The organism is Shewanella psychrophila, from assembly GCF_002005305.1.
GTDB lineage: Bacteria > Pseudomonadota > Gammaproteobacteria > Enterobacterales > Shewanellaceae > Shewanella > Shewanella psychrophila.
Window position 1 is genome coordinate 5,183,568 of record NZ_CP014782.1, and the last position, 26,398, is coordinate 5,209,965.

General features: G+C 44.2%; 25 protein-coding genes. 7 read left to right on the forward strand and 18 right to left on the reverse strand.

The genetic code is table 11. The annotated features are described in order from the left end of the window. Window positions 1-132 precede the first annotated feature (132 nt). The 8 genes from sps_RS22485 to sps_RS22520 all read right to left on the reverse strand — a co-directional run bounded on the left by sps_RS22485 (window position 133) and on the right by sps_RS22520 (window position 8,448). Window positions 133-831, reverse strand: coding sequence for a glutathione S-transferase family protein (locus sps_RS22485; RefSeq protein WP_077754516.1), 699 nt, complete (start codon window positions 829-831; stop codon window positions 133-135). A gap of 239 nt (window positions 832-1,070) precedes the next feature. Then, window positions 1,071-2,009 carry a Dyp-type peroxidase gene (locus sps_RS22490; RefSeq protein WP_077755824.1) on the reverse strand — a complete coding sequence of 313 codons (939 nt, stop codon included), beginning with the start codon at window positions 2,007-2,009 and terminating at the stop codon, window positions 1,071-1,073. 135 nt (window positions 2,010-2,144) lie between these two features. Then, window positions 2,145-3,173 (reverse strand): ABC transporter ATP-binding protein, encoded by a 1,029-nt coding sequence (locus tag sps_RS22495; RefSeq protein ID WP_077754517.1) that lies wholly within the window; start codon window positions 3,171-3,173, stop codon window positions 2,145-2,147. Window positions 3,174-3,219: 46 nt separating this feature from the next. Further along, complete coding sequence (locus tag sps_RS22500; protein WP_077754518.1) at window positions 3,220-4,851, reverse strand: ABC transporter permease; 1,632 nt, start codon at window positions 4,849-4,851, stop codon at window positions 3,220-3,222. Between the two features lie 151 nt (window positions 4,852-5,002). Further along, a complete protein-coding gene (locus sps_RS22505; RefSeq protein ID WP_077754519.1) occupies window positions 5,003-6,010 on the reverse strand; it encodes a Fe(3+) ABC transporter substrate-binding protein in 1,008 nt (335 codons plus the stop codon). A gap of 272 nt (window positions 6,011-6,282) precedes the next feature. After that, a complete protein-coding gene (locus sps_RS22510; RefSeq protein WP_077754520.1) occupies window positions 6,283-6,879 on the reverse strand; it encodes a glutathione S-transferase in 597 nt (198 codons plus the stop codon). Window positions 6,880-6,934: 55 nt separating this feature from the next. Next, on the reverse strand, window positions 6,935-7,684 hold the full coding sequence (locus sps_RS22515) for a ferredoxin--NADP reductase (RefSeq protein WP_077754521.1): 750 nt from the start codon (window positions 7,682-7,684) through the stop codon (window positions 6,935-6,937). Window positions 7,685-7,812: 128 nt separating this feature from the next. Then, entirely contained in the window at window positions 7,813-8,448 is a 636-nt protein-coding gene (locus sps_RS22520; protein ID WP_077754522.1) for a DUF5610 domain-containing protein, read from the reverse strand. A 137-nt stretch (window positions 8,449-8,585) separates the two neighbouring features. Between sps_RS22520 and sps_RS22525 the strand changes: the two genes are divergently transcribed. Together sps_RS22525 and sps_RS22530 are read left to right on the forward strand one after the other, a co-directional pair. Further along, the gene (locus sps_RS22525; RefSeq protein ID WP_077754523.1) at window positions 8,586-9,116 is read left to right on the forward strand and encodes a histidine phosphatase family protein; all 531 of its coding nucleotides are present in this window, start codon (window positions 8,586-8,588) and stop codon (window positions 9,114-9,116) included. Between the two features lie 250 nt (window positions 9,117-9,366). Further along, entirely contained in the window at window positions 9,367-9,570 is a 204-nt protein-coding gene (locus sps_RS22530) for a hypothetical protein (RefSeq protein WP_169915879.1), read from the forward strand. 51 nt (window positions 9,571-9,621) lie between these two features. Here the strand turns inward: sps_RS22530 and sps_RS22535 are convergent, their stop codons facing one another. Both sps_RS22535 and sps_RS22540 read right to left on the reverse strand, forming a co-directional pair. Continuing rightward, window positions 9,622-9,885, reverse strand: a complete 264-nt coding sequence (locus sps_RS22535) for a hypothetical protein (protein WP_077754524.1) — start codon at window positions 9,883-9,885, stop codon at window positions 9,622-9,624. 176 nt (window positions 9,886-10,061) lie between these two features. Beyond that, on the reverse strand, window positions 10,062-11,831 hold the full coding sequence (locus sps_RS22540) for an ABCB family ABC transporter ATP-binding protein/permease (protein WP_077754525.1): 1,770 nt from the start codon (window positions 11,829-11,831) through the stop codon (window positions 10,062-10,064). Window positions 11,832-12,249: 418 nt separating this feature from the next. Here sps_RS22540 and sps_RS28295 point away from each other — a divergent pair, with 418 nt between their 5' ends. Further along, complete coding sequence (locus sps_RS28295) at window positions 12,250-12,426, forward strand: hypothetical protein (RefSeq protein WP_149027335.1); 177 nt, start codon at window positions 12,250-12,252, stop codon at window positions 12,424-12,426. A 160-nt stretch (window positions 12,427-12,586) separates the two neighbouring features. Here sps_RS28295 and aroG read toward each other — a convergent pair whose 3' ends face one another. Continuing rightward, on the reverse strand, window positions 12,587-13,642 hold the full coding sequence (aroG, locus tag sps_RS22545) for a 3-deoxy-7-phosphoheptulonate synthase AroG (protein ID WP_077754526.1): 1,056 nt from the start codon (window positions 13,640-13,642) through the stop codon (window positions 12,587-12,589). A gap of 488 nt (window positions 13,643-14,130) precedes the next feature. Between aroG and sps_RS22550 the strand changes: the two genes are divergently transcribed. Together sps_RS22550 and sps_RS22555 are read left to right on the forward strand one after the other, a co-directional pair. Then, entirely contained in the window at window positions 14,131-15,000 is an 870-nt protein-coding gene (locus sps_RS22550) for an esterase/lipase family protein (RefSeq protein WP_077754527.1), read from the forward strand. Between the two features lie 9 nt (window positions 15,001-15,009). Next, entirely contained in the window at window positions 15,010-16,305 is a 1,296-nt protein-coding gene (locus sps_RS22555) for a DUF4785 domain-containing protein (RefSeq protein ID WP_077754528.1), read from the forward strand. 65 nt (window positions 16,306-16,370) lie between these two features. Here sps_RS22555 and sps_RS22560 read toward each other — a convergent pair whose 3' ends face one another. The 6 genes from sps_RS22560 to lptF form a co-directional block, all read right to left on the reverse strand. After that, window positions 16,371-17,537, reverse strand: coding sequence for a tetratricopeptide repeat protein (locus sps_RS22560; RefSeq protein ID WP_077754529.1), 1,167 nt, complete (start codon window positions 17,535-17,537; stop codon window positions 16,371-16,373). Window positions 17,538-17,649: 112 nt separating this feature from the next. Next, the gene (locus sps_RS22565; RefSeq protein WP_077754530.1) at window positions 17,650-18,006 is read right to left on the reverse strand and encodes a hypothetical protein; all 357 of its coding nucleotides are present in this window, start codon (window positions 18,004-18,006) and stop codon (window positions 17,650-17,652) included. Window positions 18,007-18,129: 123 nt separating this feature from the next. Next, a complete protein-coding gene (locus sps_RS22570) occupies window positions 18,130-19,380 on the reverse strand; it encodes an ammonium transporter (RefSeq protein WP_077754531.1) in 1,251 nt (416 codons plus the stop codon). Between the two features lie 12 nt (window positions 19,381-19,392). Next, a complete protein-coding gene (locus sps_RS22575; RefSeq protein ID WP_041419646.1) occupies window positions 19,393-19,731 on the reverse strand; it encodes a P-II family nitrogen regulator in 339 nt (112 codons plus the stop codon). A gap of 439 nt (window positions 19,732-20,170) precedes the next feature. Next, a complete protein-coding gene (gene lptG, locus sps_RS22580) occupies window positions 20,171-21,229 on the reverse strand; it encodes an LPS export ABC transporter permease LptG (RefSeq protein ID WP_077754532.1) in 1,059 nt (352 codons plus the stop codon). Next, window positions 21,226-22,338: an LPS export ABC transporter permease LptF gene (gene lptF / locus sps_RS22585; protein WP_077754533.1), complete on the reverse strand. Its 1,113-nt coding sequence runs from the start codon at window positions 22,336-22,338 to the stop codon at window positions 21,226-21,228. Before lptF ends, lptG begins: the two co-directional genes overlap by 4 nt. A gap of 221 nt (window positions 22,339-22,559) precedes the next feature. On the opposite strand from lptF, the gene pepA reads away from it, so the two are divergent. Continuing rightward, entirely contained in the window at window positions 22,560-24,068 is a 1,509-nt protein-coding gene (pepA, locus tag sps_RS22590; protein WP_077754534.1) for a leucyl aminopeptidase, read from the forward strand. A 212-nt stretch (window positions 24,069-24,280) separates the two neighbouring features. On the opposite strand, the gene sps_RS22595 is transcribed toward pepA, so the two are convergent. After that, window positions 24,281-25,273, reverse strand: a complete 993-nt coding sequence (locus sps_RS22595; RefSeq protein ID WP_077754535.1) for a zinc-binding dehydrogenase — start codon at window positions 25,271-25,273, stop codon at window positions 24,281-24,283. 168 nt (window positions 25,274-25,441) lie between these two features. Between sps_RS22595 and sps_RS22600 the strand changes: the two genes are divergently transcribed. Beyond that, a complete protein-coding gene (locus sps_RS22600) occupies window positions 25,442-26,338 on the forward strand; it encodes a LysR family transcriptional regulator (protein ID WP_077754536.1) in 897 nt (298 codons plus the stop codon). Window positions 26,339-26,398 lie beyond the last annotated feature (60 nt).

Consider the following 26,398-nt stretch of genomic DNA (forward strand, 5'->3'; position numbering starts at 1 on the left):
CTAGGGGCCTAATTCCGCCCAAAGCACAAAAAATATCGAATCGATAAGAATAGAATAGAGATGAATAGTGCAGTGCTTACTGGCTAACATTTATCAATGCAGCAGGTACATATAAATCTCAGCTGACCCTCGCTAACCGCAGCAAGCACTTGAGCCACAAGTGTCCCCCAGCGGTACATCCTGCCCATCACCTAAGTAAGTATTAGTAAGATAAAAGTTCTTAAAGAGCGGCTCGAAATCTTCCGAAACCGTATTTTCTATTGCTAAGCTCCCTAACACATTCTTTTGCCAAGCCTGAGCCTTGGGTAAACCACAGAGAAAATCATAATCAGTATATTTTTTAACTATCGCAGCACGATGCAACAATGGCACCCAGGCAATATCGACATTACTTAGCTCATCAGACTTAAAGAATTGCGTCTTGCCGGACAGCTGGGCTTCAACCTTAGCAAAGGCCGCAACCAATTTTTCTGAGCGCTTGATAAAGGTCTCTCTGTCTTTGCTGCTCATGGTGCCACATTGAACCAGGTAGTGTTTAGAGCCTAAGTAGCTCCAGGCTCTATCCTGAGCACGCTGTTCATTGCTCACCTTGTCCTCCAATGGACCGTATTCATCTCGGATATACTCAATAATGGCATCAGACTCAAACAGTGCCGTCCCAGCTTCGGTAACCATCACAGGCACCTGACCGTTCGGTGCTAAGTCTAAAAACCACTGTGGTTTGTCTTTGAGATTAATGTATTCAACCTCGAAAGGGATTTTCTTAACTTCTAATGCAGCTGTGACTCGCTGAACAAAAGGACAAATTTTAAAGCTAATTAGTTTGATCATATTCTTGTCTCTCGCCTATTAATTTCAAATGGGTTTTGTATCTACATTTAATAAGACGAGATTAATTCGAAAAGGATGGAAATAATTTAATGTTTTCTTGGCAGCTTTATATAAGGATAAAAAATGCCGCTAAGTTTAACTTAGCGGCATTTAGGCTGGAAATGCACTTTTCGATTAAAGCGCTTTCGATAAGAGTACTTTCTAGTAAAACTCTTTCAATTCTGTTGAACTGGTGACAGTTAAACCCCTGCCTTACTTTCCATAAAGTCCAATGATGGAGCGAAGAATGAAGAGCCTGTCAGCGCCTGAGTGAAGTGCAGCAGATGATCATGATTTCCATTGCCATCACCGTGAACCATACTCTCAAGCATCTTCTCAAAGTTATCCGAGTTACGACAGTTTGAGATAAACATCAAACCTTGCTCTTTAACCGAGCCATAAGGCATGCTTTGCCTGAGGATCTCCATTGACTTACCATCACTGTCTTTAAGATTAACGCGCTTGATATGGCTGGTAAGCGGCTTATCGGCAGATTCGTATTCGATATTATCTTGCTTGGTTCTGCCCATAATATCTTCCTGCTTTTTCTGGGGCAGGCGATTCCACTTACTCAGGTTATGGGCAAACTTCTGAACATGAATATAACTGCCCGATTTAAAAGCTGCATCTTCATCACCGATTAAGGCTACTTCCTGACGGCTACGCCCCTTAGGGTTTTCAGTTCCATCGACGAAGCCAGTGAGATCCCGATTGTCCATGAAACGAAATCCTCGTTCCTCATCGACCAACTCGACTAACCCCTCGAACATCTGACAGATTTCATTAGCCACAAGATGCAAGATATCGAAACGATCACAGCGGATATGAACAAACAGATCGTACTCGAGAGCCGGTGCATCTCGATTACCGGCATTCATGGCTGGAAACGGCTTGAGCTGAGCCGGGCGAGCAGAAGGATACAGACTATCCCAATAGTTAGCTCCCACAGCCAGAAAGCCGTTGAATGCACTATCGGCATATTGATCGGTCAATTCATAAATATATTGAGCCACGTTAGCGATACAAGGACGCAGATCTGTCTCTACACTCTCATTGGCATTAAACATCAAATAAATACTGTGCAAATTTCCTTCCGCACACACACCTAACTGTTCACGAGGCATAACCTGATTATCCATCTCTCTAATTACCTTCTGCACTAATTCAATTTCGGCATTATTATCCATAACTTTAGGGAATAATGACATTAACTAACGCACATTTAAGCACTTTGACGTAAACAATCAAGTTAACACAGTAGACAGATGGGATCTTCAGAATACGACTAAAGAGTGAGCCTGTGCTTGAAGATGTACCTTTTGACCAGGCATAAGCTGATTGAGTTGACTCTTTACCTCATAGAAATGCTGCGCCACCTGAACCTGATAATGGCAAATATTACCTAGGAAACGACGCTCAATGATCACTCCATGCCCTTGCTCATCGGCGGTGATTTCCAGCTGCTGGGGCCTGATAAGAATCTCGCCTTGATAGCTAACCGGATGTGATAACTCCGTGGTACTGGTGAGCAAACCGATTGGTGTATCGACCACAAAATTGTCTTTCACTGATGCAGGAATGTAATTGCCACGGCCTAAAAAGTCCGCCACATACCGCTCACGAGGTGAGGTATATAGCTCTTCTGCGGTGCCATACTGAACGATATACCCCTCCTTAAACAGAGCTAATTTATCAGCGAAAACAAAGGCTTCATCTTTACTGTGTGTCACAAACACCGCACTGACATTTCTTTGCTTCAGGATATTGCGGATCTCTAACATCATCTCGCCCCGGACTTTGGCATCGATATTAGAGAAAGGCTCATCTAGCAACAATAGCTCTGGCTCATAAGCTAAGGCTCTGGCTATTGAGACTCTCTGTTGCTGGCCACCCGATAGCTCATGGGGATAACGCTGAGCGAGCCCTTCGAGTTTAACAAGTTCCAGCATCTCATCCAGCCTGGCTAACCTTTCAGCCTTATCTAAGCCTTTAACCCCGAATAGAATATTTTCGGCAACGTTAAGGTGTGGAAACAATGCATAATCTTGGAAGATCATCCCGACACCTCTTTGTTCACTAGGGATAAATACATGAGGCCCGGTCAAAAATTCGCCATTAATGCTAATTTCACCTTGGCTCACGCCTTGTAACCCGGCGATGGCCCTAAGTAAGGTCGTCTTACCACAACCACTGGGGCCCAAAAGCGCAGCTATCTCCCCTTTTTCGAGCGTTAGATCTAACCCCTTCAATACCTGCTGACCTTGATAGTCACTGTGCACGCCTCGAATACTTAATGTGGACATATTTTTTTGCTCCAGCACCCAAAAAGAATAACTTTTGGATTAATCGTTAGTTTTCTTGCTCTAAAGAGCGATTTAAATAGATAAGCGGCACCAGGCCAACCAGCACAATCACAATCGCAGCCAGTGCACCATGTTCGAGTTGCTCATCGGAGACAAATTGAAATACATAGGTCGCTAAGTTTTCGAAACCCACCGGACGTAATAACAAGGCTGCGGGCAGCTCCTTCATACACTCGATAAATACCAGTAATAATCCCGCAAATATGCCCTTCCTCAGTAGCGGCATATGCACTCGCCACAGCAAGGCCTTAGGCTTAAGTCCCATGGTGATCGCAGCCATATCCAGTGAAGGAGAGATTCGTTTGTAACTATTCTCAACACTGCCGATAGCGATGGCAGAAAATCGAATACAGAAAGCAAAAATAATGATAAATACGCTACCGGTAAAGACTAGACCCGGTCCAGCCTGTCCGAAATATTCATAGAGATCATTGACGGCAAAATCCAACATGGTGAAGGGAACCAAGATACCGATAGCTAAAACCGTCCCGGGGAGTGCGTAACCTGTCGATGCGAGCCGAGAAGGTAAGATATCTGACACTCTAGGACTAATTCTCTGAATAAAGATCAGGAGCACGCCAATACAAACAGCAATAACACTGACAATCGCGGCGATATATAGACTGTTGAAGCTGTATTCCCAAAAAGCCGCATTCCAGCTTTCATCGAAATAATCCCAGGCATATTGCAATAAGATAACGAATGGCAGCAGGAATGAAAACAATAGCAAGAGGCTACAATAAGCCGTAGCGAGTACCGCATTTAAGCCCGTAAGCTTAGAAACAGAGGTTTCATTTGGGCCCGATTGCTTCTGAAACAATTGCTGCTTTCTTCGGGCAAAGCGCTCGAAGCCTATCATTGAAAATATCACCAATAACATGATAGCCGACAGTTTGGCCGCAGCCGATAAACTACCATAACCAAGCCAAGTATCGTAAACCGCTGTCGTTAGTGTTGGCACTGCAAAATAGCTTACTGTCGCGAAGTCCGCCGCCGTTTCCATCGCCACCAATGACGCCCCGACAGCCAATGCCGGTCTGGCCATAGGCAAACTCAGACGCCAAAAGCTCTGCCATGGACCACAGCCCATGACTCTTGAAGCATGTTGCAGACTAGATGATTGCTCCATAAATGCCGTTCTGGCAAGAAGATAAATATAAGGAAATAATACCAGCGCAAGCACCACTGAGGCCCCTGCTAAGCTTCTGATCTCAGGAAAGTAATAATCACCCGGAGCTTGCCAGTCAAACCAGAAACGCAGCGTTTTTTGCACCGGTCCCGCATAGTCCAATAAATCCGTATAAACATATGCCACTACATAAGCAGGCATAGCTAAGGGGAGAAGCAATGCCCACTGAAAGGCTTTCCGACCAGGAAAATGACATTTAGCCACCAGCCAGGCGGCAGGTGTCGCTATCAGCAAGGCACAGATACAGACACCGAGCATAAGTAAAATAGTATTGCTGATATAAGTGGGCAGAACGGTATTAAAAAGATGACCAAACACATCTTCATCTGGAACGAAGGCCTGAGCTATGATAGCCAGCAGTGGCAGTATGATTATTGCCGCGATGAGATAGCCGACAAGAGACCAAGTTCTGGATAAACCTAAAATCATTGATGGGTCCACTTTGATTGACGAGATATTATCCCCGACAAACCTAAATCTAAGCTTAAATGAGAAAGATTATAACTTACAAAAATATTAAGCATGGCTCAAAAACAAAAATAGCCTTCAATTGAAGGCTATTTCATATTGGCTTACTTTTTTATAGATCGAACTTAACTTCGTCCAATAATTTAACTGCCGCATTATGATACTCAGCAAGCTTAAATATTGGCAGCTCATCGGCCTTAAACTCGCCCCATGAAGCCACTAAGTCAGACGGTTTAACGTCGGCTTTCACCGGGTACTCCATATTAATCTCGGCATAATCCTTCTGAGCGGCTGTACTCGAAAGGTACTCCATCAATTTAATCGCATTATCTTGATGCTTAGAATGCTTAGCCAGAGCCATGCCGGACACATTGATATGTGAACCTCGATTATCTTGATTCGGGAAGTTTATCTCTACTGCTTCGGCCCAAGGCACTTGTTTAGGATCTTGCAGCATCTTACCTAAGTAATAGCTATTGCCTATGGCGATATCACATAATCCCTCTTTTACCGCTTTAACTTGAGCGCGGTCATTGCCTTGAGGCTTACGCGCTAAGTTTGCTTTCCATCCCTCGAGCCAAGTCTTAGCTTCTGCTTCACCATGGTGAGCAATCATAGAGGCTACAAGCGAGATATTGTAAGGATGTTTACCACTGCGAGTACAAATTTTGCCTTTGTACTTAGGATCCGCAAGATCTTCATAATTGATATCCAATTTACCCAATCTATCTTTCGATGAGTAAATATTACGGACTCTCATGGTCAAGGCGTACCAATTGTCTTGTGGCGAGCGGTACTTAGCTGGAATATTGGTTTTTAACGCTTCACTATCCACAGGGATAACCAGATCTTTGTCCACAAGTTCCATCAAACGGGAGAAATCAGAGGTCAGTACGATATCGGCTGGCGATAAGCGACCTTCACGCATCATACGCTCAGCTATCCCTTTCTTGGAGAAAACCACATCGACGTCAATACCCGTTTCTTTAGTGAAATTAGCTAAGATAGGCTCAACCAGGAATGCCTGACGATAGGAGTAAACGGTCAGTTTCTCAGCCGCATTCGCTACCGAAGCGAAACAAACCAGGCCTAAAATGGCCATACTTCTTGCTATTTTCATCTAAAAATCTCCCTCTGCAACATGCCGATGCGCAATAGTTTAATGATAATTATTATCAATCGCAGTGAGGATAATGAATCCTGATGATTTCAGCAAGTGATATAAGGGATAATGTGTCTTAAATGAGATATTTATCAATTTATTATGTCTGATGCTCACCAGCTTAAAATTAACTTAAACCAAGCTGAATAACGACAAGGGCAGAACATTAGAATGTTAAAAACTCTAGATTAAAATCTAGTGAAAAAGTGGGTAATAGGAGCCAGATAGCATTAGCTCGGTCTAGTTGCCTTCATCGCCGGAAGGTGCTCAAAGTCAGATAACCAGACGGCTAAAGCGGGTGCCACCTTTCTCCATTCAAGCTCCCCGTGTCTAAAATCTATGTACCCTAATAAACACCCGAGGCAAATCTGATGAATGGTCAGCCCAGGACTCACGGCTAAACCAGTCTGCTCAATATGCTGTAATCCCCTAAGCAAAGCTTGCTCGAATCGCCCAGTCCAAAATGGAGAGCGCTTACCCTCTTCCTCTCTCATCTGCTCTTGACTCAATGAAACGGCACTGTCTATCAACCCCTTAATCAAGGAAAAATGACTCTCAGCTATCCAGTTATGCCCCCTAAAGCCAAACAGCTGGTCTTCACCAAACTCGCTATCTAAATAACGTAAAATCACCTCACTATCGAATAGCGGCGCACCATCATTGAGCTGTAGACACGGGATCTTTCCCAGAGGATTGATTTCCAGTAAGTCTTCACCATTATCCATAGGGTTGGTCATGATTTCATCAACCCCAGAGATACCTAGATGTCGAATAACAAGCCTCACGCAACGAGAATAAGGTGAAGCATCTGAATAGAAGAGTTTCATTTGATTTCCATTTCTTGTGCTTAGGTATTTATGGGATTGGTGATAATCGAGCCCATTACCAATATTTCTCTACCGTTATCTGACCCGGTGCACGTCTCAGGTTCTTTGCCAAGCCCATATCGAGCAAGATTTTATTGGTATCTGATATCATATCCGGATTACCGCAAAGCATCACTTGTGAATTCTGAGGCGTGATCTCGACTCCGGCTAACTTCTGTATCTCTCCCGATTGAATCCCAGTGGAAATACGACTCTGAATTGCTTCAGGCAAGGTTTCCCTTGTAACAGAAAAGACGAGTTTGAATTGATTAGGATAACGCCGCTCAAGCTGTAAGAGCTGCTCTTTATAAGCCAGATCTTCCGCTAACCTTACCCCATAGACCAAGACCACAGTTTCAAACCTGCACCAAGGTTCATCGGTTTCCAACATAGAAATAAAGGGACCCACAGCCGTTCCTGTGGCTAATAACCACAGCTGTTTACCAGAGAAAGAGGTCTCGGGGATCTCCTCCAAGGTCATAAAACCTGAGGCTTTAGGAGAAACATCGAGCTTATCACCCACCTTGAGTTGTTGCAGATTAGGAGAGAGTTGCCCCTCTTCGACTGACACTGCCAATACCTCTATGAGGTCGCCACCTGGCGCATTAACAATTGAGTAGGCCCTAGCCACACGTTTATCGTTTATAACCTGACTAAGTTTGATAAATTGACCAGCGATAAAAGGCTGAATATCGGCTCTTATCTGCAAAGAAAACAGTTTATCATTCCAATCCACACGCCCTACGACTTCACCTTCGATCCACATGCATAGCTCCAGCTAAAAATTCAACTATTTGATCTTTAGCATAAAGCTTAACGCTTATCTAATGAATTAAAGATAATATCTCGATCGGCCTAATCAACAGCTAAATCCTTCGAGCCTAAATTCATTGATTAAGCCTCTTCAGTTTCATCATCAGTCTGGTAAAAGCTGTCTCTGAATTCCTGAAGACCTTCTTGAACTAATGAATAGGTCTTGTCTACGCCTTCGGCAATATCACCTTCAAGCACCTGAAGCCCATCTAAGATCTCTCTAGCCTCACCAAACCCTTGATCTATTGCACCGCCAATAATCTCCATAAAAGAATCAAGCTGTTCATCAAAGTCCATATTAGAATTCTGCCCCTGATGGATACTAAAGAACTGAGTCGCAAAACTCACAATTCTTTCTGCCGTGGCTTCAGGCGAGGTATCGACACCACTATCATAAATTCTCTGTGTGGCATTAGGCCCCATGGTAGGCGCTAGCTCTTCATTTATCGCTTCTATCGCCGCTCGGTACAGTAATATCATGGGCTCATCACTGGACCTCAGATTAACCTCCTGCTGCGCCGAAATGATCGCCATGTTCATCAACTGCTTACTGGCCGCATATGCCGAGTTATTGCTCGTTACTTCAGATATAGATTTACTCTGTTCTTCTGACTTATTAGTCGCAACTTCAGACACGTTTTTGCCATGATTTTCTGTCGAATCAGATGTATCGCGGGCGACGCGCGACACCTCTGTCCCCTGAGTGTGGATTTCCATAACTGCCTCTCAAAATGATAACTCTACCTAACCATTATCGGCTATTTTTCAACCAGCTTTAGCATTAATCCATCCGAGTGCTGTTTTATTGTTATACATTTCGCTAATGTGGCTGTAAACCTTCAATAAATAGCATCATGATGAAATTAATAATCGTAATAATGGCCCTCAGCCTGACATTGTCCCTTAACGCCAATGGAACAGAAATACGCAGCCAAGACCAGTTAGAAGTAAGTAAAACGCTTGTGTTAATCAGGCATGGGGAAAAGTCTGCTGGTAAAAATAAAGATCCAGATCTTAGCCAACCTGGCAAACGAAGGGCTGAGCAACTGATCCACAAACTAAAAAACTACCAATTCAGTCAATTACTCGCCACGCCCTTTAAACGTACTCAGGAAACCTTACTCCCCATAAGTAAAGCTCTGGACCTTCCTATCACTATTATTGATGTTAAATCCGGACTAGAGGCCCATATAGCCGCGACGGTTAAGGCTGTGGAATCACAATCTGGCGATGTACTCATTGCCGGACACTCAAACACCTTGCCTATGATAATTACAGCTTTTGGCGGGCCCAAAATTGATGATTTAAATGAAGATGAGTACTCGAATATCTATGAGCTTAAGATATACCGTTCAGGAGAGGTTGCGTTTACACAAGTAGAATAGAGCCGAAAAATGGGACATGCTGTGGGAAAGCAGAGGGATAGCAGAGGGATAGCAGAGGGATAGCAGAGGGATAGCAGAGGGATAGCAGAGGGATAGCAGAGGGATAGCAGAGGGATAGCAGGTTAATGATAAGTATAATTGCTCTAATTCGCGATAAATATAATAATCAACACTGGATATTTATCGATTCTTACTGCAGAATCCCGTTTTGCGAAATGATCCACAACAAAAAAGCACAGGGGGAGTTAAGTTGAATTCAGGATATGTGACCCAAAAGCCTTCAACGAAGCAACGTGCACTCAATTGCAATAACTGCGATCGTTTGACCGAAATAGAGGGGGAGTCTGTATGCTTTCGTCAGGGAGAGGTCATCAGTCTCAGTCTATGTGACCCACTCACTGAAGCTAATCAAAACTTGCCTCATATCTCTTGTTATGGCTGGAAAGCGGGTTAAACTAGCACGCTCTCCATTTTCAGAGTCGACAATAAAAAAGCATCGAGTTAGTTACCCGGCCATCATTCCCGCATAATCATTGTCAGAGAATTTAGTTTCTCTAATCAAACCATGAATTTCCATACTAGGATTCAATTTACCAAGACTGAGACCACGCGTCGTTACTCTCATTCCTGATGTTAGCTCAAGATATAGACCCATCAATTCATCTTGCTCTAAACCACGCTTCTTAAGCGTCGCCATTATCGCTAACCAATCGGTATCAACGAAACTGTCTTGACCTTCAATGTTTACCTGTAAAGGAATATTCTTCATCGTTATCATCTCACCGTAATTATTTCTAGTTTCTGTGGTCAGTATACAAGCTGAACCTGAACTTATGCTGAACTATTAACCAAGCGAATGCATTAATATTGACTAGTATTGAATATTCTACAGTATTCTCCCGTAAGCCTGTAGATTTATATTCATAATATCAATTCCTATAGCATTTAGTTTTGAATGTTCCATAATCTGGAATATAGGCCATTTTGGCCTAAAAGTGACTCATGATCACCGGTTTCAACGATTTGCCCTTGGCTCAGCACCAGAATTTGATCTGCATCGACAACGGTGGAGAGTCTATGGGCAATCACTAAACTTGTGTGCCCCTTGGCCACCTCTTTCAGTGCATTTAATATGGCCTGCTCTGATTGGCTATCCAATGAAGATGTCGCCTCATCGAACACCAAGAGAGGTGATCCCTTTAGAATCGCCCTAGCGATAGCGACTCGCTGTTTCTCACCACCTGATAACTTCAATCCCCTTTCCCCCACAGGAGTATTCCAACCTTCGGGTAAGGCCTCAATGAAGTGAGAGAGATGCGCCATGTTTATGGCCTGAAAGATCTCCTCGTCGCTGGCATTGGGACGACCATAGCGAATATTCTCTAATAATGAGTCATTGAACAGCACGGTATCTTGGGGAACGATGGCAATAGCTTGACGAAGTGCATCTTGAGTCAAATTATTAATATTAACGCCATCTAAGCTAATACAACCTTTCTCTACATCATAGAAACGAAAAAGCAATTTAACGATAGTAGACTTGCCGGCACCGCTATCTCCGACAATAGCCACTTTCTGACCGGGCAAGATGGTAAAACTCACATCTTTCAGAATCTGACGCGTATTATAGCTAAAGCTAACAGACTCAAACTTCAACTCTCCAGAGCCCTGGCAGACCTCTTTGGCATTGTCTTTATCTTGAATAAGAGGCACCCGCTTTAATAGGCCGAACATTCTTTCTATATTAGCTAAAGCGCCGCGAATTTCCCGGTACACGAAACCCAAGAAATTGAGTGGGATAAAAAGCTGCATCATAAAGGCATTAACCAGCACGAAATCACCTATGGTCATCGTGCCTTGGGCCACGTTTTGGGCGGCAAGTCCCAACATCAAAGTCATTGCCACCGAAATAATTAGCGCTTGCCCCGCATTGAGGGCGAACAGTGACAGACGGTTTTTCCGCTTTGCTTGCTCCCACTCTTCTAACGCTTCATCGTAGCGTCTCGCCTCATAAGCTTCATTATTAAAATACTTCACCGTTTCATAATTCAGCAGGCTATCTATGGCTCGGGTATTGGAATGTGAATCTGCCTTTGCTGCTTCTCGCACATACTCGGTACGCCATTCTGTTGCGAGTACAGAAAACAGCCCATAGGCCAAGACAGCTCCTAAGGTGATTGCCGCAAATTCGATCCCGTAATTATAAAAGAAGATACCGACCACGAGGGCAATTTCTAAAATTGTTGGGACGATATTAAACACCATGAAACGCATCAGGAAATTAATGCCGCTGGTACCTCTTTCTATATCCCGGGACAAACCTCCGGTTCTTCGCTCCAGATGAAATTCTAAATCCAGACGGTGAAGATGCTCAAAAACATTAAGCCCCAGCCTTCTGATAGCACGCTCGGTAACACGGCCAAACAAGGTATCCCTAACCTCTGAAATTAAGGTGTTAAGCAGTCTGAGTCCACCATAGGCAACAACTAAAGCAATTGGAACGCTGAGCATTTGCTCAGGTGATGCGGCGCCTAAACCATCCACCAGAGACTTTAATATAAAGGGAAGTGAGACACTGGCGACTTTGGCGATAATCAAGCATAACAAGGCCAAAATTACCCTTTGTTTAAACTCTAATAAATAAGGCCAGATCAGCTTCAACACATGAAAATTCAACTTATCTATAGGTCCATCGAAATAGAGGGAGGGTCGCATTTATTATCAATCCTAATACAAGTAAGAGCATTACTGGGAGTCCAAAGCCATTCCCATTATGTTCAAGGCCATATATTTAACCAGAACAATCTACATTTTAAAGCATAACCCGCTACCATTTGTTAGATTTTACATATAAACATCACTTATTTCAGTTTAATGTAACGCCTATTTTCTGATGTGTTCGACCAGACAAGCTTTAATCATTTGGCACCTTGTCATCACCACGTAATGCGTTAGACTTATCGACTGTCATTTTTAATGATACAAAAGAACTATCTAAACCAATTATTTTTGTAAAAACGTTAAATGATAGCGTTTCTTGTTAAACAGAATAAAATAATTTGATACTCTTTTTTGACGCAGACCAAGTAAGGGAAACGACCAACCCTTATAAGCGCTTTTAAAGGAAACAAACATGCTGGATTCACCTAAAGTTCAATATCCGCCGTTGCCACTCATCCAGACCTGGATTTGGATGATGACCCAATCCGGAGATACAGACATTCAACAAAAAGGCCAAAATAATCTTATCGCTTCATTTGGAAGCTTAGCTAAAGCCAATGAATATCTGGTCAACCATAACCAAGGTTAATCCTAATCTTACTCTATGTCTCGTTTAGCTTGTGAAGACATCTATCTTCCTACTAAACGCATAAATCCCCTCTTTCGCTAGCCCTGCGCTCACGGATAAATACTTCCATGTACAAAAAGGAGACCTAGGTCTCCTTTTTGTCTCTATCTCTATCAAACAATCAAGTTGAACGGCGGGCAATAATACTCTCATTAAGAGTAGCTAAGATTGATTCAGTATCATCCCAGCCTATGCAGGCATCAGTAATACTCTGGCCATAGCACAAAGCCTGACCTTCAACATAGTCCTGACGACCTTCAATAAGATTGCTCTCGATCATGACACCAAAGATTCCTTGATTACCTTTAGAGACTTGAGCAGCTACATCTTCCCCTACAAGCATTTGGCGCTTGAACTGCTTGGAGCTGTTTGCATGACTGAAATCAATCATAATATTAATGTCTAATCCGGCATTTTCAAGCTGCTTGCTAATATCACTCACATGCTCACTGCTATAATTTGGCTCTTTACCACCCCGCAGGATGATATGGCAGTCCGAATTACCTTTGGTCTCGACAATGGCCGAGTGACCAAACTTAGTGACAGATAAGAAGTGATGGGGTGCACTCGCTGCTCCTATAGCGTCAATAGCTACCTTGATGGTGCCATCTGTACCGTTCTTGAAGCCTACCGGCGAGGAGAGACCCGAAGCCAATTCACGGTGTACTTGAGACTCTGTGGTTCTCGCGCCAATCGCTCCCCAACACATCAGATCGGCAACATATTGTGGGGTGATCATATCGAGAAATTCACCCGCGGTTGGTATGCCAAGATCGTTAAGATCCAACAATAATTTACGCGCGGTTCTCAGTCCATCATTAAGCCTGAAACTGTTATCCATGTATGGATCGTTAATCAATCCCTTCCAGCCCACTGTGGTGCGGGGTTTTTCGAAATAGACCCGCATAACAATCTCTAACTGATCCTTGTATTGCTCACGCAATTTCACTAAACGCTCACCATACTCTAGCGCAGCCTTAGGATCATGAATTGAGCATGGACCAATGACAACCAATAGGCGATCATCATTTTTCTTTAAGATCTGGTGTATATTTTCGCGTGCATTAAATACGGTAGCCGATGCGTTCTCAGTCGCCGGAAATCGCTCAAAAATTGCGATTGGTGGCAGTAATTCTTTGATATTGTTGATTCTAACGTCATCATTTTTGTAATACATGGTAATAAACTCACTCCGGCTATCGTTAAAACAGATTTAATCTCAATTGCGCTACTAAGTTCAATTTATCCAGTATTCCCCCTTAATGCAACAAGATATATCCACGAACAAGAAATAATAACCAACCAATTGTTATTTAAAGAAAAAAAATAAATGTCATTTCAATTAAATAAGAGGATACCCGGCAGAAACAATGAGTTAACTAAAACAAACCCATAAGTTTTATTGCATTTAAGAATCATTCAAGCGCAAGCAAACATATATCTAAGCTTACTTAGTGAAAGCTAAGCTATAGGCTGAGATCTATTGAGTGAGAAAATGAGATTAGCAGTAAGTACTTAAAACATAATCACCCGCTGACAATATTAACTGGTACTAATGTACTGCCATTTCCTCTTGATTGTTTAATTATCAGCCACTAGGTTGACCGGAGAGGTCAGACATCTGACCTCGTACCTGAGTAACATAACTAAAAAAGAGATAACCCAATGAAAAATTATTATAAGCAAATACTCTTGGGCCTATTTATATCCAGCCCACTAATATTTACTCCATTGAGCTATGGTGCCAGTGGCATAGTGTTTATCCATGGAACAGGCAATCAAACCGATTCTGCAAATGATTATTGGTCACGAGAATTTATCGACTCCGTTAGGCAAGGCATACCCGAGCCAGCTAACTACCAAGTGATCAACTGTGATTTCGACCAGTATATGTGGGATGAGGCCGCTGCAGGTTGTTTGGCAAATCAGCTACACACATTTATACAGAGTAAGAATATCGATGATCTAGTCATGATCACTCACTCCAATGGCGGAAATATTGTCAGATGGATATTATCTAACCCCACCTGGGACGGCCGCTATATCGATATTATCAATGCCACCAGCCGAGTCATAGCTCTGGCTCCCTCTAGTGGCGGTACCCCATTAGCAGATGCAGTGAATCAAGGTAGCGTTTTTGAAAGCACCTTGGGCTGGCTTCTGGGTTATGACAGCGACGCAGTCAAACAACAAGTGAGCTGGATGAGCTATTACAACAGCACTTGGCTTAACGGGACTCAAAACCGCCCGAGTTTAGGCAAGCCATTTGAAGTCGTCGTGGGCTCGGATGTGGATTCGGCCATCTGGGACGGTGACAGCTACTGTGGAGGCTACCAATACCAAGTCGCACTCGAGACCACACAGAACTGGCTAGATGATTGCTCCGACGGATTCTTAGAATGCAGCTCACAGACTGCTGCCGGCACGGTCTGGTTTACCGATAAACAAAAAACAGCAGGAAGTGAACCCCTGAGTCACCAACAAAGCAGACTAGCTTGCTTCAATCTCGATAGCTTGATCCGCAACCATATATAGGAGCTCAACATGAAACATTTTAAATTGATGCTGGTGACACTATCGATATCTGCCCTGCTTACTGCCTGTCAGGATGAAACCACTACAGCACCTCAGGATACTCAAGTTCAGAGCTTCACACAGGCATCATTATCGGTGCCTCAACAGGGGGACTTTAGCGTGACAGAAGTCACCGACCCACAACTGCCGCCGATTAACAGTAGCAAAGAACCCTTAAGCTTTATCAGTGTGCCAGCAAAGACATTTACCATAAGCCCACCACCCAGTTCTCATTCGAGCACCAGTGATGAATATTGGACCACAGTCACTGGCACCGAGTTAAATCAGGGCATTAGCCTCTCCATCAGTCAAGCCTCTAGCGTTATCCGTATTTCACCAAGAGCAGACATGAGTTCAGGCTCCTTGATGCATAGTAAGGCTATCTCTCCCGAAAAGATCCAACTGCTCAATCTAGATAACAAATCGGGTGCCAGCAAGTCTTCATCAAATATTCATTCAATGGCTGACCCACAAGCCTTAGCTACAGCAGGGCTCACAGATGATTCTAGCGCCCTCACCATGTCTTCCAGCGCTAAGCCTGGGAAATACCAACTCAAGGTTTCCGAGCCTTTAGAGTCTACATCGAGTTATCTGGTTAATGTGAAAGAGAAGCACTCCCCCTACCAGCTTAAGCTCACAAGTAAGATCAGAGTCTCCAGTCAATCCCGGACTCTAGACTTTAAGCTTGCCCTGACTAATAGCCATCAACAATTCAAGCCCACGGCGAGTTTAAAGCACTCAGATGGTAGCTATCAGGCTCTCAATCTTATGCCTAATAATGGCCAGTGGCAGGTACAACTGCCTGAAACCTTAGCCATGCCAAACAGCAATCAGGGATTAAGTGAGATACAGATAGACATGCAGACTAATGTTAATGGCACCCAAGTCATCAGAACCGTGAAAACCGCCTTCAAGCAATTCGTGCCTTCGGCCAAACTCCAGCAACAAGTAAACACTCGCTGGCTTGAAGGTATTCCTGCTAGCATCGACTTTAGCTTAGACATTGCCGATGAGGGTCGCTTCGCCCTCTCAGCTTACCTGACGGGAACCAATTCTTCAGGTCAAGATCAGATGATTTTAAAAACAGAGTCAGCAAACTGGCTTACCTTAGATAATTCAACCATTCAGCTGAAATTAGACTCGAAATTAATCCAAAGTTCCGGGCTTGGCGATCCCTTCAAGTTAGTGGGCTTAGAGCTAAAAGATCAGGGACAGATGAGCAGACTGAGTTATCAGCAAGAGGCTCTGATACTCAAACAAAAATAGCTTAGTAATATTTTCAATATGATAACCATAGAAAGCACTCTTTTGCGTGCTTTCTATGGTCTGAATTAATGGCTTTTCATCGCGTGTAGTTTAGCTTGATACCTGATCTTATTATCCTCGTCGCGAGTAAGACTCAAGGCTTTCTCCATATTCTTCTTCGCCAGACGTTCATTCCCTGTGGCCCAATAAGCCCGAGACAAACCAAAGTAAAATTCATGACGATAATCAGCCTTATCTACCGCCCTCTTATACCAGAGTAATGCATCTTGATATTCTCTATCGAAATAAGCCTGTTGCGCCATATCATAGTAGTAATAGGGATTCGCAATTCGATCTAGCTCGAGTACTTTATGAATTTTAGCCCATTCATCTAACCGGTCTTGGGAACCCAATAAGATGGCATAATTATATAGCGCATTCATATTGTGCTCGCTGACACTTAACGCCAATTTATACAAGGTTTCCGCTTGCTGATCTAAGCCTTTGTAGCGATAAAGCACGGCTAAGGTATTCAAGGCAGGCACATAATCGGATTTCTGTTGCAGGCCTAACTTTAACAGACCATAGGCTTTATCATAATCCCCTATCACCAGAGACTCGGCCGCGACATTATTATAAAACATGGCAAGCACAGTCTGCTTGTCGACTCTTGTCTTGCTATATGCCCTTACGGCTCTCTCAGGCAGAAAATCTATCTGTATCGCCCTTGTGGAGACAAATATTCTATCAGAGGTTTTTCTGGGTATTAAACGTAAATTCACATGACCGTTGATCAGATAAAAATTACCTTGCTTGTCCCACACTGGTGGCACTTCAATGTCCTGAAACTCTACATCCACTCCGACGACATCGGCTAATGCTGCCGTAAGTAACACCAAAGACATGCAATTTCCGGCACGATCTCCATAGGTTTCGCCTGCCGTTCGCGTTCTGTAGTCGCGATACTCGAACCCTCCATTTTCGGCATCGATATAATTGGCTAACCACTCATGGGGTAAGATGTCCTTATTGCTGAGTGTTGTAGCACGCCTAAATTGCTGGTACACCTCTCTCTTTGCCGAATCTCTCAGGAGTAACAGATTTTCGGCAGGAGGTAATCCGGTGACAATACCGAAGTGTTCATCATAGAAATATTGACTAATATTATTGACTTGTTTCGACTCAGACGTTGCACTGCAAGCCTGGAGCAGGAGAAGAAAGAGCACACCAATTGCGGATGGGATTTTCACCATAGGTCTCAAGCCTTAAGTTTCGATATCCTTGGTGTAGCTTACGCCATGATTAAAATTTACGCAGATAATAAAAGTTACAAAAGATTAACAATGTAATTTCTTGATAATTGGATCACTTGATAGCTTGCTCAGCCTGATCGCCAACTGCATCCACCTGAATATAGACATCGCGCTTCTGATACTGATAAGGCCTATAAAACAAGCCATGGCATGAATAATATGCGTAGGGTCTGGAAAGCAAAATACAGCCAGCAGGAAGGGCTTGTAAGATCTGTATCTGTTGTTGCATTCTCAAGGCTTCTTGCCATTCATGATCCCGTAAAACCTGATCTCTCACGGCAAAGGCATCGAAAGGTTCGCTGGACTTGCGCACCACGACTTGTCCGGCATGACTAAACGCTGACAGGGATAGTACGCCTAAAATGAAGAAAGCTAAACTAGTCTTGCCTTGACTCTTAATAATTGACATTGCTTACTCCCCATTCATGTTCAAAGCACATCTGTCTTCTATGTATCATACAAAAAAACAGGGCATTATGCCCTGTTTGATTTGTGTCGAGTCGAAGCCTACGAGTGTAGGCTCTTTTCTAGTTTAACGGGCACTCTTGACTGAAACGAATTCAGGGTAAGCATCAATACCACAATCTGAAGCATCCATCCCCTTATACTCATCTTCCTCGGTAACACGGATCCCCATAGTCACCTTAAGTATGTACCAGGCCACAAATGAGGCTGAGAATACCCAGGCAAAGATTACGCCTGCACCATAAAGTTGGCCTAGGACCGTTGCATCTGCATTCGACAAAGGCACTAGCATCAGACCGAAGAAACCAGCTACACCATGAACTGAGATAGCACCGACGGGATCATCAATCTTAACCCTATCCAATGCCACAATGGAGAAAATAACCAGACCACCAGCAATCAGGCCTATCACGGCAGCAAAGGCAATTGAAGGTGATAATGGATCGGCAGTAATCGCCACCAATCCAGCTAATGCGCCATTGAGTATCATGGTCAGATCCGCTTTTCCCCACACCATCTTGCATACAACCAGTGCCGATACCGCACCAAACGCCGCCGCAGAATTGGTATTAAGGAAAATTTTAGCCACCGCAGTTGCATTTTCAGCATCGGATAGCAGTAACTGTGAACCACCGTTAAAGCCAAACCATCCCATCCACAAAATAAACATACCTAGTGTAGCCATAGGTAAGTTTGAACCCGGAATTGGATTAATTTGTCCATTAGAACCATATTTTCCCTTGCGGGCACCTAGTAAAAGAACGCCGGCAATCGCTGCAGCCGCACCAGCCATATGAACGATACCACTACCGGCGAAATCGACAAATCCAGCTTCAGATAGAAAGCCACCTCCCCAGGTCCAATAACCCTCAACTGGATAAATAAAGGCTGTCATGACGACAGAAAAAGCTAAGAAAGCCCATAGTTTCATGCGCTCGGCTACTGCACCCGAAACGATAGACATAGCGGTAGCGACAAACACCACCTGAAAAAAGAAATCTGACTCGAGCGCATGATCCGCACCGTCGGCCTGGCTTCCAATAAATGTACCTATAGAAGGTAACCAACCGCCTTCCCCATTATCGACATACATGATGTTATACCCCACGATCAGATACATCACACAGGCTATCGAATACAGACACACGTTTTTGGTTAAAATTTCTGTGGTGTTCTTAGAGCGAACGAGCCCTGCTTCCAGCATGGCAAAACCTGCCGCCATCCACATGACTAATGCACCAGAAATCAAGAAATAAAAGGTGTCCAGTGCAAACCTTAATTCAGAAACTGTTACCCCTAATTTAGCTAAATCTTCCATCACGCTTCTCCCTTATAGTGCTTCGCTATCGGTCTCGCCCGTACGAATACGGATAACCTGTTCTAGGTCGGTGACAAAAATTTTGCCATCTCCAATCTTGCCTGTACGGGCTGCATTGGTAATCGATTCAATCAGCAGCTCCAGATTTTCGGCCTTAGTCGCAATGTCTAATTTAACCTTAGGAAGGAAGTCCACCTGATACTCGGCGCCTCGATACAGCTCGGTATGCCCTTTCTGACGACCGAAACCTTTAACTTCAGTTACTGTCATCCCCTCTATACCCACTCCAGCTATAGCTTCGCGGACATCGTCCAATTTGAACGGTTTAATGATAGCGCTGACCAGTTTCATTCTGACCTCCAAGGTATTTTGGTTATTTATTTCTAATTCTAACTATTCAATCATCAGGCCAACTCAACAAACCATTAACTTTTAATGAGTTAATAAAATAATGGTAAATACCACCGAATATAAATGCACCAAATAAGTGCGAATATTCACGGCTCGCACAGATATAGCGCACACTAACTTTTGGATTAGTTATGGCTTTAGCCAGCCTATAGGGGGAGTTAAATAAAATGAGTCAGAAAGCAGAAGAGCATTAAATGAATAGATGGGTAAGATAAGGATATAATTCGGAGAGTTTCTGATTCTTTGATTTTCAAATTGTGAAATAGAGGTTTTACGCGATGTTATTCCAATGACACCTTACCGCTTATCACAAGGTGTCATTTTTTTATAGGGCGTTCTCTTGTAGCTAACAACCTATAGCTTAAGACTATTCTTGTATTTATTTCCTAATAAAATAGATCGCTACGCCACTGAATATCAGTGCAGGCATCATGGCTCCGAGGAAAGCTGGTAGTCCATAAACCAGAGTCAGCGGCCCGAATATTTCACTGCTGATATAGAAGGTGAAACCAGCTATCACACCTAGCAATACACGTGCCCCCATGGTCACGGTTCTCAACGGACCAAACACGAATGAGAGCGCCACCAACATCATCACCGCAACTGTGACTGGCTGCATAATTTTACGCCATAGCGCCAGCTCATAACGGCCAGAATCTTGGTTGTTCACCTTGAGATAATCTAAGTAGCCCATCAAACCTTGAATAGAAAGTGATTCGGGCTTGACCGAGACGACACTCAATTTATCTGGGGTCAGAGTCGATTCCCAGCGATACAGAGTCAGATCTGTCAATGTCACCTTATCCTTGGTCAAATCTGTTTGCCTGACATCGATAAGACGCCAATGATCGTTAGAATATATGCCCCGCTCGGCATGTATAGTCTTCACTAAGGTCAAGGTAGTATCGAATTCATACAAGGTAATATTACGTAGACTGTTAATATTTTCCACTTCGCCAATATTGACGAACAGATCGCCATCTTTTGCCCAGATCCCACGACTAGATTTGATCAGGCTACCACCAGATACCTTGAATGCTTGCAGTTCATTAGCACGTCTTTCCGCCGCTGGTGCCCCCCACTCACCGAGCGCCATAATAATCAACATCAAGGGGACTGCAGTTTTCATTGCCGACAGAGTGATTTGAAAACGAGACAAACCAGAAGACTGCATCACGACGAGTTCCGAGCTCGATGCCAACATTCCCATGCCGATCAAAGCACCAAGCAATACCGCCATAGGGAAGAACATCTCAATATCCCGGGGAATAAGAAACAGTACATAGATGCCAGCATCGAGCATGGTATAGCTACCACGCCCTACAACACGAAGTTGATCAACCCATTTTATGATGCCAGACAAACCGGTGAGGATAAGCAGACACAGTGCCGATGTACTCATTAAAGTTCTGGCAATATATAAGTCTAATATCTTCACGCATCAGCCCTCTTACGCTTAAATATCCCGCTCAGTTTAGCACCGGAAGGACGCTCTTTACCTAAGAGTAATATGCCTAAGAAGAGGGCGGATGCATGTATCCACCACATACCCAGATACTCAGGTATCACACCATCTTCTAACGCTTTACGTCCGGCAATCATCAGACCAAAATACCCCAGATAGAGTAGTATCGCCGGGAACATCTTGGCGAATTTTCCTTGGCGTACATTAACTCTGGCCATTGGTACGGCAATGAGGGTCATTAAAGGAATAGCTAAGGGAATGGCCAGTCGCCAATGGAATTCAGCCGTTGCAGCGGGTCCCTCTAGATCCATCAGCTCATTGATAGGCATGGCAGAGAGCTTACGGCGGCGTTCATCGACCGCTTGCTCCTTGATTTGCATCTGATAGCTACCAAATTCGATGATCTGAAAATCGACTTGTTTAGGCGTCGCCTGGTATTGCACACCGTCACTTAATTGCAGTCTCTGGCTTCCGGTTTCGTCCTCGATGACCTTACCACCTTCGGCAACCACAATATTACTGATACCAGATTCATCATCCGGATCAGGTAGTTGTGCTACGAACACCTTGTCTAGCTCATTATTTCGGCCAATTCGTTCGACAAATAGCACGGCTCTACCATTGGGACTGGTCTGAAAACGTCCCTGAGTAATAGCAGCCAGCCCCGCTTCAGACTGAGCATGCTCGAGCACCTGGTTCTGCTTCTCTTCGGCCCAAGGCGTAACATAAACCGACAACATACTGGTAAAAATCATATTACCCACGGCCAATAATAGGGTCACTCGAGTGATATACCACTCGCTCACCCCTACACCGTGAAGAATAACCATCTCACTGTCGGCATACATTCGGCCATGAGCCATTAAAATACCGAGGAATAAACTCAACGGTATAACCAGAACAGCCAGATAAGGTAAATTAAGACCTAATAGGGTCAAGACTAACGAAGCTGGAAATTCTCCATCAGATGCATCTGCGAGTACACGAACAAAATGTTGGCTTATAAAAATAGCTAAAAGTACTAAAAGAACGGCTATTTGTGCCTTTAAAACTTCTCGAATCAAATATCTAAATACAATCACAGGCTGGATCCGGTCCCTAAACTTATAATTATGCTGGTATCAGGTCAACTTTCATGTAGACTGTCTACTTTTGGTAGTTTTGTAACCAGCTATTAACTAAATATGGTATAAAAACACCTAAAAAAACAAACTTTGATGTACCAAATTTAGGCCCGTTTTGGGCACAAGCAGACATTATCTAATAAATAATAAAATTTGTCTTTAAGAATCTAGGAGAGCTCATGGAGTTTAGCGTTAAGAGCGGCAGTCCGGAAAAACAGCGTTCGGCCTGCATAGTGGTTGGCGTCTATGAACCAAGACGACTATCGGGTATTGCTGAGCAGCTTGATAAAATTAGTGAAGGCTATATTAGCAACTTGCTTCGTCGTGGTGATCTCGAAGGCAAACCAGGACAGATGCTTCTTTTACATCATGTGCCTAACGTGCTCAGTGAACGTGTGCTTTTGGTTGGTTGTGGTAAAGAGCGCGAACTCGATGAGCGTCAATACAAACAGATAATCAACAAAACCATCACTACGCTTAACGAAACGGGTTCAATGGAAGCCGTTTGCTTCCTGACTGAACTGCACGTGAAGGGCCGTGACACTTACTGGAAAGTTCGTGAAGCTGTTGAAACGACTCAGAACAGCCTATACAACTTCGATGCACTGAAAACTAACAAGGGTGAGACTCGCCGTCCACTACGTAAGTTAGTCTTCAATGTTCCAACCCGCCGTGAACTGGCCGTGGGTGAGCGCGCTATCGAACACGGTATGGCCGTCTCTGCCGGTATGCATCTTTGTCGAGATGTTGCCAACATGCCGCCAAACATCTGTAATCCAGCCTATCTGGCATCACAAGCTCGCCAAATGGGTGAGATATGTGAAACGCTAACAGTGACAACTGTAGGCGAAGAGCAAATGGCCAAATTGGGCATGAACTCATACCTTGCTGTGGGCCGTGGCAGTGTCAACGAATCAATCATGACAGTTATGGAGTACAAGGGCGCAGTCGATAGCACTCAGAAGCCTATTGTCCTTGTCGGTAAAGGTCTGACATTCGACTCAGGTGGTATCTCTCTCAAGCCAGGCGAAGGCATGGATGAGATGAAATACGACATGGGTGGTGCAGCTGGCGTTATCGGTGCGATGAAAGCCCTTTGTGATCTCAATCTTAAAATCAATGTGGTCGGTATTCTTGCTGGTTGTGAAAACATGCCATCGAGCAATGCTTACCGTCCAGGTGACATACTCACCACTATGTCGGGCCAAACTGTCGAAGTGTTAAACACAGATGCAGAAGGTCGCCTAGTATTATGTGATGTATTGACCTACGTTGACCGTTTCGACCCTGAATTAGTTGTTGATACTGCGACTCTGACTGGTGCCTGTGTTATCGCACTGGGTAAGCACGCTTCGGGTTTGTTCTCTGGTCATAATCCACTGGCACACGAGCTATTAAATGCCGGTGAGCAGAGTGGAGATCGCGCATGGCGCATGCCATTGTGGGATGAATATCAAGAGCATCTTGAAAGCCCGTTTGCCGATATGACTAACCTTGGTGGTCGTCCCGCTGGTGCTATCACGGCGGCTTGCTTCCTTTCGCGCTTCACCAAGAAGTACAACTGGGCGCATTTAGATGTTGCTGGTACCGCTTGGAACAGTGGCGCAAACAAGGGATCAACTGGACGTCCGGTGCCATTATTGACTCAGTTCCTGATCAACCGTGCGGGTGTTCCTCAAGGGGAATAACACACATTTGAAAAGTTAAGCCGAAAGGGCGAAGAGTTATCTCTTCGCCCTTTTTATTTGGCTCTGTCCCGCCCTGATATAGTGAGATGAGTATAAATCCTCAGCTCCCTGTTTCACTCGTTTTATACCAGTTCAGATTCTTGTAGCCTATGATCTAGACTAAATCGACCCGATCCTAATACCCAGAGAAAAAGGAAGCCCAAGACCGCTGATTAGTTCGAATTAGTCTTCACTACAATTTTCCCGATTGCTTTATTTTCGTCCATTAAGGTATGGGCTTGGCGAATATCATCGAAATCGAAGACCTCCGATGTGATATTGGGCATACTCCCCTGTGCCACTTGCTCAGCGATCCAATTCAATGGTGATGCATTCAGAGGCAGAGCCTCGCTCCCCAACATACCACTCTGGAAGAAACTCAGTTTTATCGAGCTGGGTAAATCACTCATCAAACCAAAGCTCTCAATTACAGGTGCGCCTCCCAGTAAACCCACAACAGTCACTTCTCCCCAGGGCCTCAATGCCTTCATGCTATCGATGACGGTCGATGCCCCAACCACTTCTAAGGCCTTATCCACTCCCTTAGGATAAAGAGTCCGCACTGCTGCTGAAACCTCTCCATCATCGATCAGCACATGATCTGCCCCCAGTGATTTCAGACGTTCGACATTGCTCTCCTGCCTCGTGGTCGCTATCACGCTCAAGCCTCGCGCCTTGGCATAGGTTAATCCGGCAAGCCCAAGAGAAGATGTCGCCCCACGTATAAGCAAGGTTTCACCCGTTCGTATATTCAAAGTTCTATCCAGCGCTCCCCACACTGTTAAATAGGCTTGTGGCAACGCCGCCAGTAACACAAAGTCCACATCACTATTGATGACTTGCACATTGCTTTTATTCACTGTGATGATTTCGGCATACCCACCGTGGCGGGCAAACATCATTCCGCCCATGGCAGTTACCACTTTATCACCTATTCTGAAGGTATTACTTGGGTCCTCCAACACCACTCCAGCGGCCTCGATACCTAGAGAAAATTCTGGGTTGATGGTGCCAAATGCTCCGTTACGATAATAGGTTTCCGCCTTATTCAATCCAAATGCTTTCACTCGTATTTTAACTTCACCTTGGGCAGTCACGGGCTCACTCATCTCACGAATTTCTAGCACTTCTGGACCACCGGCTTGCGTTGCTATAATTGCTTTCATAATCATTTCCTATGGAGTTAATGTTTGTTGATAGGACAACTATAACGAGTCGATTAACCTAAAATTAGAGACCATTTCATGAATTACTTTTCCATTTATATTGGTAATCTAGAAACTATTATCAGATTAACCTTATTTAACAGCCAAATATCAAGGTGCTAATCAGTCATGGATCTCAACTCATTGAACATTTTCGTACATGTGGTTCAGCAAGGCAGCTTCTCAGGGGCCTCAAGGGCAATGAATATTCCGGTTGCAACGATCAGCCGTCGAGTCAGTGAGCTCGAGGCACAATTGCAGCAAAGTCTACTCGTTCGCACGACGCGAAAATTGACCTTGACCCCATCAGGTAAAGTTCTTTATCAAAGAGCCTGCGTGGGGCTAGATGAAATTTTTGCAGCTAAACAAGCCATGAATGAGCAACAGGAAGAATACAAAGGAAAGCTGAGGATCTCGATTCCTCCGGCGCTCTACGTACTAGATGACATGTTTCATGCCTTCAATGAAGCCTATCCCGACATACAGCTAGAAGTGTTCAGCTCAGTGAAGAAAGTCGATTTTATCGAAGATGATATCGATATTCTGATCAGGATTGGTAAGCTTAATTATGAGTCCGCAATAGCTAGGCATTTGGGACAATTTAGGCATGTAATTGTCAGTAGCCAAAAGTTTATCAATCGCTACGGTATGCCTAAGCATCCATCAGAATTGGCTACTCTTCCTATTGCTGCCTGGATATCTCGAGACAGTGAAGTGATATGGCAACTGGGCGAGCACTGTCAGTCGATTAAGCCTAAGTTTTTGTCCAATGATTATGCCCATATTCTTTCGTCCATCCGCACGGGCAACATGCTGGGTGAGCTCCCCCCTATGTTGGCAAATTCTTTGATCGATTCCGGGGAGCTGGTAGAGGTGTTGACCGACTTTCCCTTGCCTCTTGTCGATCTACACTTACTCTACCCAAGCCGTAAACACCTATCTCGCCTAAGCAAGGCCTTCATCGATGACTTTATCGCATTTTGTCAACAACACAGCCATGACGGAACTCTGTTTAACCGTAGCTAGGGACGATTGCTCCTTCGAGCTTTAATTTTGTACAAATTTGAAAAATATATATACACACGC